The 12,180-nt window shown below is 72.4% G+C and carries 1 protein-coding gene and 1 pseudogene; both read right to left on the minus strand.

The window, feature by feature from the left end; translation table 11 throughout:
* Positions 1 to 4,737, minus strand: a pseudogene (locus tag VFV67_RS03540) (beta-ketoacyl synthase N-terminal-like domain-containing protein); the annotation flags it as partial.
* Between the two features lie 62 nt (positions 4,738 to 4,799).
* Positions 4,800 to 12,180, minus strand: a 7,381-nt coding sequence (locus tag VFV67_RS03545) for an SDR family NAD(P)-dependent oxidoreductase (protein WP_414636163.1), incomplete at its 5' end; no start/stop codon positions are given.

Below are 12,180 nucleotides of genomic sequence, written 5' to 3' on the forward strand. Positions count from 1 at the left end.
CTCCACGGTCCGCGACGAGGCGATGTGATCATCGTCCAACCCCAACGCCCGCAACGCATCCCACTTACCCGGACTCGCCGTACCGAACACCTCCGCACCCAGATGTTTCGCCAACCGCACCGCCGCGATCCCCACCCCACCCGCGGCCGCGTGCACCAGCACCACATCACCCGGACCGACCCCGGCCAGGTGCCGCAGCCCCTGGTATGCGGTCAGATGCGTGATCGGCACCGCCGCGGCGTGCTCGAACGACCAGCCGCTCGGCATCCGCCGCAGCACCCGGTGATCGGCGACGGCCACCGGTCCGAACGAGCCGGCGATGAGACCGAAGACGTGGTCGCCGGGCGCGAGGTCGGCCACTCCCGGCCCTACCTCCAGCACGACGCCGGCGCCCTCACCCAACTGCACCTCCGGACCTTCGATCACCCCGAGGGCGATCAACGGATCCCGGAAGTTCAACCCGGCGGCCCGAACCTGGATCCGGACCTCGCCCGCCGCCAACGGTTCGAGCACCTGCGGGCAGGCGACCAACTCGATCCGGTCCAAGGTGCCCTTGTCCCGGCTGTCCAGCCGCCACGGCCCGACGGGTGGCGGGATCAGCACGTCCCCGGATCCGGCCCGGGTCAGCCGGGGCACCAGCACCTGCCCGGCCCGGACGGCGACCTGGGACTCGCTGCCCAGCGCGAGCACGACCGCGGCCGGATCATCGGTGGTGTCCGCGTCGGTGTGGAGGTCCAGCACGGCGAACCGCTCCGGGTGTTCGCTCTGCGCGGTGCGGACCAGGCCCCAGACGGCGGCATGGGCGAGGTCGGTGTCGTCGTCGGGTCGGGTCGCGACGGCCCGCCGGGTGATCAGGACCAGTCGCACGGTGCTCAACTGCTCGGTGGCCAGCCAGGTCTGGATCAGGTCCAGCACCCGGGCGGTCAGCTCGCGCGAATCCTGGCCCTGCTCGGTGGGCAGGGGGTACCCGACGAGGTCCGGCAGCACCCCGGAGTCGATCAGGGCGGTCAGGTCCGGACAGGACTCGGCGGCCAGGCCGAGGTGGTCCGGGCCGAGCACCACGAACCGGCCCGGGTCGGCCGACTCGCCTGCCGCGGCCGGGATCCAGTTCAGGGTGAACAGCGACTGCGCCGCCGCGGTGCCGGCCGTGCTCAGCGCGTGCGGGGTCAGCGGTCGCGTGTTCAGCGCGGCGACCGTGGCCACGGGTGCGCCGGTGGTGTCCGCCACCGCAACCGTCACCGCGTCCTCGCCGGCAGGCGTCAGCCGCACCCGCACCGACGTGGCGCCGGTGGCGTGCACCGAGACTCCGGTCCAGCTGAACGGCAGCCGCACCCGCAGGTCGGTGCGGTCGGCCGCGAGCAGGGCGTGCAGTGCCGCGTCGAGCAGCGCCGGGTGCAGCGCGAACCGCCCGGCGTCCCCGGCCACCGACTCCGGCAGAGTGGCCTCGGCGAAGATGTCCGGACCGCGCCGCCACACCTGGCGCAGTCCCTGGAAAGCCGGGCCGTAGCCGAACCCGGTCGCGGCCAACTCGTCGTAGAGGTCGTCGAGCGGGACCGGCTGGGCATCGGCAGGCGGCCAACTGGACAGCGGCTCGGGCGGCGCCGCTTCCGCTGCGGGGGCAAGGGTTCCGGTGGCGTGCCGGGTCCACGCGATCTCGGCCGGAGCGGCCTCGTCGCGGCTGTAGATGCTCACCTGCCGCCGCTCGTCGTCCTGCGCGCCACCGACGACGACCTGCACGTGCAGGGCACCGCGCTCGGGCAGCACCATCGGCGCCGCAAGGGTCAGCTCCTCGAGCAGATCGCAGCCGACCCGCTCGCCGGCCTGCACCGCCAGTTCCACGAGTCCGGTGCCCGGCACCAGCACCGTGCCGTTGACCGCGTGATCGGCCAGCCACGCCTGCGTCCCGATGGCGACGCGGCCGGTGAGCACCACGCCACCGGTGTCCGGCAGGTCCACCGCCGCACCCAGCAACGGATGCTGAACTCCCTGCTGTCCCAACCCATCGGCGTCCACCACGACACCGCCGGTCAGCCAGTACGGCTCGTGCTGGAAGGCGTAGGTCGGCAGCTCCACCCACCCCGCACCGGCGAACATCCCGGGCCAGTCCACGGCCACGCCGTGGCACCAGGCCTGGCCCACCGAGGCGATCATCCGGTCCAGCCCGCCGTCGTCGCGGCGCAGCGTGCCGACCACCGAGGCGTCCACCCCGGCCTGCTCGATGCTGTCCTGAATGCTGGTGGCCAGCACCGGATGCGGACCCACCTCGATGAGATTCTGGTAGCCCTGGTCCAACATGGACCGCACCGTGTCGGCGAACCGCACCGTGGACCGCAGGTTGCGGTACCAGTACCCGGCATCCAGCTCCGTGGTGTCCAGCACCTCGCCGGTCACCGTGGAGTAGAACGGCACCTGGCTCGACCGGGGTGCGATCTCCGCCAGCCCGGACAGGATCTCCTCGCGGATCTCCTCCACCTGCACCGAATGCGAGGCATAGTCGACATCGATGCGCTTGGCGCGAACCCCCCGCCGGGCGCACTCGTCCAGCAGTCGCTCCAGCGCCGCCGCGCCGCCGGACACCACCACGGTGGACGGACCGTTCACCGCCGCCACACCAAGTTCATCACCGCACCGGGCCAGCAACTCCGGCACCTGTTCGGCCGGCAGCGACACCGACACCATCCCCCCAACGCCAGCCAGCTTCGTGATCGCCTTGCTGCGCAACGCCACCACCCGCGCACCGTCGGCGATGCTCAACCCACCCGCCACACACGCCGCGGCAATCTCCCCCTGCGAATGACCCACCACCCCCGCCGGAACCACCCCATACGAACGCCACACCTCAGCCAGCGACACCAACACCGCCCACAACACCGGCTGCACCACATCCACCCGCTCCACCAACGGGCCATCCACCTCACCACGCAACACCGGCCACACCGGCCAATCCACCCACCGCTGCAACTCCCCCACACACTCGGCAAGCCGCTCGGCGAACACCGGCGACGACTCCAACAACCCCGCCGCCATCCCCAACCACTGACCACCCTGACCCGGGAACACCCAGGCCACCTTCCCCCCGGAGCCGGCTGTCCCACTGACGACACCGGCGGCCGGCTCACCCGCTGCCACGGCCGCCAGCCCGGCAAGCACCTCCGCGCGATCCCGCCCGGTGACCACCGCCCGGTGCTCCAACTGCGCCCGCGCCGACGCCAACGACGAAGCCACGTCCGCCAGGCCGACCTCCGGACCGGAATCGACGAAGTCCCGCAACCGCTGCGCCTGCGCCCGCAGTGCCCGCGCCGAGCGCGCCGACACCACCAACGGCAGCACCGCCGGCGCATCGGACCCGGACGGCCGCGCACCGGCGTCGGCCGGCTCCGGTGCCTCCTCCAGAATCAGGTGGGCGTTGGTTCCGCTGATGCCGAACGAGGACACCCCGACCCGGCGTGGGCGGTCCGACCGCGCCCAGTCCCTGGCCTCGGTGAGCAGTCGCACCGTGCCACTGGACCAGTCCACCTTGGGCGTGGGAGCGTCCACATGCAACGTCCGCGGCAACACCTGATGCCGCATCGCCTGCACCATCTTGATCACACTGGCCACCCCGGCCGCCGCCTGCGCGTGACCGATGTTGGACTTGATCGAACCCAGCCACAGCGGCCGGTCGTCCGGCCGGTCCTTGCCGTAGGTGGCCAGCACCGCCTGCGCCTCGATCGGATCGCCGAGCGGGGTGCCGGTGCCGTGCGCCTCCACCACGTCGATGTCCCCGGCGGACAACCCGGCGTCGGCAAGCGCCGCCCGGATCACCCGCTGCTGCGACGGACCGTTCGGCGCGGTCAACCCGTTGGACGCACCGTCCTGGTTCACCGCCGAACCCCGCACCACGGCCAACACCCGATGCCCCAACCGCCGCGCATCGGACAACCGCTCCAACACCAACACCCCGACACCCTCGGCCCAACCGGCACCGTCGGCCGCCGCCGCGAACGACTTGCACCGGCCATCCGGCGCCAGCACCTTCTGCCGGGAGAACTCCACGAACGACACCAGCCGGGAGATCACGGTCACCCCGCTGGCCAACGCCAGCGAGCACTCGCCCCGGCGCAGTGCCTGCACCGCAACGTGCATGGCGACCAGCGACGCCGAGCAGGCCGTGTCGATCGACATCGTCGGACCCTCCAGCCCGAGCGCGTAGGCCAACCGGCCGGACACGACGGCGGTCTGCACGCCGGTCACGAGGTACCCTTCGACCTCGGTGTCCCCGTGCGTCCCCTCCATGCCGTAGCCCTGGCTGATCACCCCGGCGTAGACCCCGGTTCGGCTGCCCCGCAACGACATCGGGTCGATCCCGGCGTGCTCCAACGCCTCCCAGGACACCTCGAGCAACAACCGCTGCTGGGGATCCATCGCCAACGCCTCACGCGGCGAGATCCCGAAGAACGCCGCATCGAACGCGCCGGCGGCATCGAGGAAGCCACCATGCCGCACATAGGTCTTTCCCGGCCGGTCGGGATCAGGATCGAAAATCCCCTCGACATCCCAACCCCGGTCACCCGGGAACTCACAGACGGCGTCCACTCCGCCGTCCACCAGGCGCCACAGGTCCTCCGGCGACTCCACGCCGCCCGGCAACCGGCACCCCATCCCCACGATGGCGATGGGCTCGAAGTCCTTCTCCTCGTACTCGCGCAGCCGGCGACGCGCCTCGCGCAGGTCGGCGGTCGCTCGCTTGAGGTACTCCAGGTACTTCTCTTCGGTCGCCACTGCTTGTCACTCCCTTGCGGCATTGGGAAATCGGCGGATCAGGACGCCCCGAGCTCGTCGTCGAGCAGGTCGAAGATGTCGTCCGCGGTCGCGGACCGCAGATCGTCGTCGGTGGCTTCCTGCCCGCCGCGAATCCGGTCGTCCCAGCTCGCCAGCAGACGCCGCAGGCGCACCGTGATGTCCGCCTGGTCGGCCTCGCTCGCCTCGGTCGAAGCCAGGATCGACTCCAGCCGCGCGATCTCCTCGGTCACCGACACGCTGGTTGCCTGATCCTCGAGCAACTCCGACGCCAGGTGGTCGGTGAGGGCCCGGGGCGTCGGGTAGTCGAAGACCAGGGTGGCGGCCAACCGCAGTCCGGTCGCGGTGTTGAGCCGGTTGCGCAGTTCGACCGCGGTCAGCGAGTCGAAGCCGAGGTCGGTCAGGGCCCGGTGCGGCGTGATGGCGCCGGTGCCGCTGTGCCCGAGCACGGCGGCGACGCTGGTGTTGACCAGTTCCAGCAGGGTCCGATCCTGGTCGGCCGGCGGCATGCCGGCGAGTCGCTGGCGCAGCGCGGAAACCTGCACCGCGGTCGCCGCCGTTCGCCGGGTGCGCACCAGCCCGTGCAGCATGGCCGGCACGGCCGAGGACCGGGCCTGGGCCTGCAGCGCGGCCACGTCCAGCTTCACCGGCACCACCGACGCCCGGTCCAGCCGGGTGGCCGTGTCGAACAGGGCCATTCCCTCCACTGTGGACAGTGGTTGGATGCCGCCCCGGCTCATCCGGGCCAGGTCCGCCTCGTCGAGGTGCCCGGTCATGCCGCTGGCCTGCGCCCACAACCCCCAGGCCAGCGCGGTGGCCGGCAACCCGCGGGCCCGGCGGTGCTGGGCAAGGGCGTCCAAGGTGGCGTTGGCCGCGGCGTAGTTTGCCTGCCCGGCGGAACCGAGAATGCCGGCGGCCGAGGAGAACATCACGAACATCGCCAGATCCATGCCCTGGGTCAGCTCGTGCAGGTTGATCGCCGCATCCACCTTCGGCCCCAACACCGCGTCCAGATGCCGCGCGGTCAGCGACTCCACCGTCGCGTCGTCGATCACGCCCGCGGCATGCACCACTCCGGTCAACGGCACCGGCAACCCGTCCAGCAGGGCCGCCAGCGCCGCCCGGTCCGCCGCGTCGCACGCGGCGATGGTCACCTGCGCGCCCAGGGCGGTCAGCTCGTCGCGCAACTGCTCGGCGCCGTCGGCGGCCGGCCCCCGGCGACTGGTCAACACCAGCTGCCGGATCCCGTGCTCGGTCACCAGATGCCGGGCCAGCAACGCACCCAGCGCGCCGGTACCGCCGGTCACCAACACCGCTCCGGCCGGATCAAGCGGACGCGGAATCGTCAGCACGATCTTGCCGACCTGCCGGGCCTGGCTCAGGCACCGGAACGCTTCGACCGACCGGGTGATCTGCCAGCTCGTGATCGGCGACAACACCACGGCACCGCTGCCGAACAGCACCAGCAGCTCGTCGAGCATCTCGCCGAGCCGCGCCTTGCCCGCCTCGTCAAGGTCGAACGCCTGGTAGCGCACTCCGGGATGAGCCTGCGCGACCCACTCGGGGTCCCGGATGTCGGTCTTGCCGATCTCCAGGAACCGGCCGCCGCGCGGCATCAACCGCAGCGACGCGTCGACGAACTCGCCGCTGAGGCTGTCCAGCACGACGTCGACGCCGCGACCGCCGGTCGTTTCCAGGAACCGCTGCTCGAACTCCACGGTGCGCGACGAGGCGATGTGATCGTCGTCCAACCCCAAGGCCCGCAACGTGTCCCACTTGCCCGGGCTGGCCGTGCCGAACACCTCGGCACCCAGATGTTTGGCCAACTGCACCGCCGCGATCCCCACGCCACCGGCGGCCGCGTGCACCAGCACCACGTCACCCGGACCGACCTCGGCCAGCTCGTGCAGGCCGTACCAGGCGGTCAGGAACGTGATGGGGACCGACGCCGCCTGCTCGAACGTCCACTCGGGCAGCATCGGCCGCAGCACCTGGTGGTCGGCAACGGCCACCGAGCCGAACGACCCGTTGATGAAACCGAGAACGTGGTCACCGGGGGCCAGGCGGGTCACGCCCGGACCGACTTCGAGCACCACGCCGGAGCCCTCGCCGCGCTGCACCTCCGGACCTTCGATCACCCCGAGGGCGATCAGCGGATCCCGGAAGTTCAACCCGGCGGCCCGAACCTGGATCCGGACCTCGCCGGCCGCCAACGGTTCGAGCACCTGCGGGCAGGCGACCAGCTCGATCCGGTCCAGGGTGCCCTTGGCGCGGCCGTCCAGCCGCCACGCCGGCTCGCCCACCGGGGGCACCAGCTCGCCGTCCGTGCCCACCCGGCCGAGCCGGGGCACCAGCACCTCGCCGCCCCGGACGGCGACCTGCCCTTCACCGCTCAACGCCACCCCGACCGCGGCCGTCAGCACGGCGGGATCGGTGTCCTGCTCGATGTCCACCACGACGAACCGGTCCGGGTGCTCGGCCTGCACCGAACGCAGCAGCCCCCACACCGGCGCCTGGGCCAGGTTCGGCACGTCGTGGTCGATCTCCGTGGCCACGGCCTCCCGGGTGACCACCACCAGCGGGCAGGACTCCAGCGCCTCGGCGGCAAGCCAGTCCTGCACCACGGAGAGCACGGCGTGCGAGACGGCCCGGCTCGCCCCGGCCAGTCCCGGGGCGTCCCCGGCCACCGGCGCGGCATACAGCACCGCTTCGGGGATGTTCTCACCGTCTACAGTGGACATCAGGGCGGCCGGATCCGCGAACCGGGACGCCGCCTCGATTCCGAGGTCGTCGGCGCCGAGCACCGCCCAGCCCGCGGTCGGCGCGGGAGCCGGCTCCGGCGCGGGAACCCAGTCCACCGCGAACAGCCACCGCTGCTCCTCCCGCGCGCCCGCACCGCCGAGGTCGCCGGCGATCGGGCGAGTGACCAGCGAGTCGATCGACACCACCGGCGCGCCGGTGGTGTCCGCCACCGCGACCGTCACCGCGTCCTCCCCGGCCGGCGCCAGCCGCACCCGCACCGAGGTGGCGCCGCTGGCATACAACGACACTCCGGACCAGGCGAACGGCAGCCGGGCCTGCCGGTCCGGCTGACCGTCCAGATCGGACAGCAGGATTCCGTGCAGCGCGGCGTCCAGCAGGGCCGGATGCACGCCGAACCGGGCGGCGTCGGCCTCGGCCTGCTCCGGCAACGAGACCTCGGTGAAGATCTCCGCACCCCGGCGCCACGCCTGCCGCACGCCCTGGAACACCGGTCCGTAGCCGAGTCCGATGGCCGCCATCTCGTCGTAGACGCCGTCGACCGGCACCGGCTCCGCGCCCGCGGGCGGCCACGCGCCCAGGTCCATGGCCGGCGCCGGCCGGGCGAAGGTGAGCACACCGCTGGCATGCTTGGTCCAGGCGTCCTCGGCAGCGGCGGACTCGGCGCGGGAGAACAGTGCCACCGACCGGTTGCCGTCCTCGTCCGCACCGCCGACCACGACCTGGATCCGGACTCCGCCCCGCTCGGAGAGCACCAGCGGTGCGTGCAGGGTCAGCTCGTCCACCCGGTCGCAGCCGACCTGATCACCGGCGCGCACGGCCAGTTCGACCATCGCGGTGCCCGGCACCAGAACGTTGCCCTTGACGGCGTGGTCGGCCAGCCACGGGTGGGACTGCAGCGCCAGGCGTCCGGTGAACAGGTAGCCATCGGTGTCCGGCAGCTCCACCGCCGCGCCGAGCAGCGGATGGTCCGCGTCGAGCTGGCCGAGGCCGCTCGCGTCGACCGCGCCGGAACCGCCGGGCAGCCAGTAACTCTGCCGCTGGAAGGCATACGTCGGCAGGGTCACCGCCCTGGCGCCGGTGCCGGCGAACACCGCTTCCCAGCCGATCGGCACGCCGCGCACGTGCAGCCGGGCCAGCGCGGCGGTCACCGTCCGCGGCTCGTCGCGGTCCTTGCGCAGGGCCGGAACGAAGACCGCGTCATCGCCGTCGGGCAGGCTCTCCGCGCCCATGCCGCAGAGCACCCCGTCCGGGCCGAGCTCGGCGAAGGTGACCACACCTTCGCCGCGCAGCAGGGTGACCGCGTCGGCGAACCGGACGGTGCCCCGCACGTGCCGCACCCAGTATCCGGGGTCCCGGAGCTCCTCGATCTGCGCCAGCTTGCCGGTGAGGTTGGACACCACGGGAATCGTCGGGTACCCGTACTCGACCCGCTCCAGCACCGCGGCGAAGTCGTCGAGCATGTCGTCCATCCGCGGGGAGTGGAACGCGTGCGACACCCGCAGCCGCTTCACCTTGCGGCCCCGGTCCTGCCAGGTCGCCGCCAGCTCGCCGACCACGTCCTCGTCGCCGGACAGCACGACCGACGACGGCCCGTTGATCGCGGCCACGCTCACCCGGCTTTCCAGTCCGGCCAACGTCTCGGCCACCTCGGCCTCGGTCGCCTGCACCGCGAGCATCGCGCCACCGGCCGGCAGTGCCTGCATCAGCCGGCCGCGCGCCGCCACCACCGCACACGCGTCGGGCAGTGACCACACGCCGGCCACGTGCGCCGCGCTCAGCTCACCGATCGAGTGCCCGGCAACGAAGTCCGGTTGGACGCCCCAGGATTCCAGCAGCCGGAACAGGGCCACCTCGATCGCGAACAGCGCGGGCTGGGCGTATCCGGTCATGTCCAGTGCGCCGGCCTGGTCCGACCCGTCCGCGGCGAAGACCAGGTCGCGCAGCGGCCGGTCGATCCGCGGGTCCAGCTCCGCGCACACGGCGTCGAATGCCTCGCGGAACACCGGGAACCGGTCGTAGAGCTGCCGGCCCATCCCGACCCGCTGCGATCCCTGACCGGTGAACAGCACCGCCAGCCGGCCGGGGCAGACCACTCCGCTCACCAGGTCGGCCGCCGACCCGCCGCCGGCGAGGGCGTCCAGACCGTGCAGGAAGCCGTCCCGGTCGGCCGCGGTGAGCACCGCGCGGTGCTCGAGTTGGGCCCGCGCGGTCGCCAGCGAGAAGCCGATGTCCACCAGGCGAAGCTCCGGGCGGTCCAGGATGAACTCGCGCAGCCGGGCGGCCTGCGCGGCCAGCGCCTGCTCGGATCGGCCCGAGATCACCAACGGGGTGGCCGGGGTCGGGTCCCCGGTTCCGGGGTCCGGCGGGGAAGGCGGCTCCGGTACGTGTTCCAGGACCACGTGCGCGTTGGTGCCGCCGATGCCGAACGAGGACACCCCGGCCCGTCGCGGTCGGCCGGTGTCCGGCCACGGCGTGGCCTCGGTGATCAGTTCGACGGCGCCGGTGGACCAGTCCACCTTCGGCGTCGGCGCGTCCACGTTCATCGTCGCGGGCAGCACGCCGTGCCCCATCGCCTGCACCATCTTGATCACACCGGTCACCCCGGCGGCGGCCTGGGTGTGACCGATGTTCGACTTGACCGAGCCCAGCCAGAGCGGCCGGTCGGCCGGCCGGTCCTGGCCGTAGGTGGCCAGGATCGCCTGGGCCTCGATCGGGTCACCCAGCATGGTTCCGGTGCCGTGCGCCTCCACCGCGTCGACGTCCTGCGGGGACAGGTCGGCGCTGGCGAGGGCCGCTCGGATCACCCGTTGCTGGGCCGGGCCGTTCGGTGCGGTCAGGCCGTTGGACGCACCGTCCTGGTTCACCGCGGAACCCCGCACCACGGCCAGGATCCGGTGGCCGAGCCGTTGTGCGTCGGACAGCCGCTCCACCACGAGCACACCGGCGCCCTCCGACCACGAGGTGCCGTCGGCGGCCGCCGAGAACGGCTTGCACCGGCCGTCCGGCGCCATCCCGCGCTGCCGGGAGAACTCCAGGAACACCAGCGGCGTGGACATCACCGTCACGCCGCCGGCCAGCGCCAGCGAGCACTCGCCGCGCTGCACCGCCTGCACCGCGAGATGCAAGGCCACCAGCGAGGAGGAGCAGGCGGTGTCCACCGTGATCGCCGGGCCTTCCAACCCGAGCACGTAGGACACCCGGCCGGACAGCACACTCGCCGACTTGTTGATGGCGAGCAGGCCCTCGACCTCCTCCGGGCATTCCAGCCGGCCGTAGGCGTAGTCGTAGTACGACACCCCGGTGAACACGCCGGTCTGGCTGCCGCGCAACGAGGCCGGAACGATCCCGGACCGCTCGAGGGCTTCCCAGGTCGTCTCCAGCATCACCCGGTGCTGCGGATCCATCGCCAGCGCCTCACGCGGCGAGATGCCGAACAGCTCGGCGTCGAACTCGAGGGCGCCGGCCAGGAACCCGCCCTTGTCCACATAGGACTTTCCGGACGCCTCCGGGTTCGGGTCGTACAGCTTCTCCACGTCCCAGCCGCGCTCCGCGGGGAACTCGGTGAGACCGCTGCCGCCGTCGGCCATGAGCTGCCACAGGTCCTCCGGCGACGTCACGCCACCGGGCAACCGGCAGGCCATGCCCACGATCGCCACCGGCTCGTCCGCCGTCGACGCGGGCGCGGCGACCGGCGCGATGTGCCCACCGGCGTCGGATCCGACCAGCTCGGCGCGCAGGTGGGTGGCGAGCGCGTTCGGCGTGGGGTAGTCGAAGACCAGGGTGGCGGGCAGCCGCAGTCCGGTCGCGGTGTTGAGCCGGTTGCGCAGTTCGACCGCGGTGAGCGAGTCGAAGCCGAGGTCGGTCAGGGCGCGGTGCGGCGTGACGGCGCCGGTGCCGGCGTGCCCGAGCACGGCGGCGACGTTGGTGTTGACCAGTTCCAGCAGGGTCCGGTCCTGTTCGGCTGCCGGCAGGCCGGCAAGTCGTTGACGCAGCACGGATACCTGCGCGGCGGTCGCGGCGGTACGCCGGGTGCGGACCAGCCCGCTGAGCACCGGGGAGAGCGGCACGGCCCGGGCATTACGCTGCAGGGCCGGAATGTCCAGCTCGACCGGCGCGAGGAAGGCGTGGTCGACCTGGAGCGCCAGGTCGAACAGCGCCATACCGTCCGTGGTGGACATGGGCTTGAGGCCGGTCCGGCTCATCCGGGCCAGGTCGGTGTCGCCGAGGTGCCCGGTCATGCCGCTGGCCTGCGCCCACAGGCCCCAGGCCAGCGCGGTGGCCGGTAGGCCGTTGGCCCGGCGGTGCTGGGCGAGGGCGTCCAGGGCGGCGTTGGCCGCGGCGTAGTTGGCCTGTCCGGCGGAACCGAGAATGCCGGCGGCCGAGGAGAACATGACGAACATGGCCAGCTCCATGTCCTTGGTCAGCTCGTGCAGGTTGATCGCGGCGTCGAGCTTGGGCCGCAGCACGCTGGCGACCGCCTCGGGGGTCAACGCCTCCACCGTGGCGTCGTCGAGCACACCGGCGGCGTGCACGACTCCGGTCAACCCCACCGGCAACCCGGCCAGCAGTTGCCCAAGCGCGGAACGGTCCGCGGCGTCACACGCGGCGATCGTGACCCGCGCCCCGAGAGCGGTCAGC

Origin of the sequence: Actinophytocola sp., assembly GCF_035762905.1 — a bacterium.
In the GTDB taxonomy this organism is placed as follows: domain Bacteria; phylum Actinomycetota; class Actinomycetes; order Mycobacteriales; family Pseudonocardiaceae; genus DASYTH01.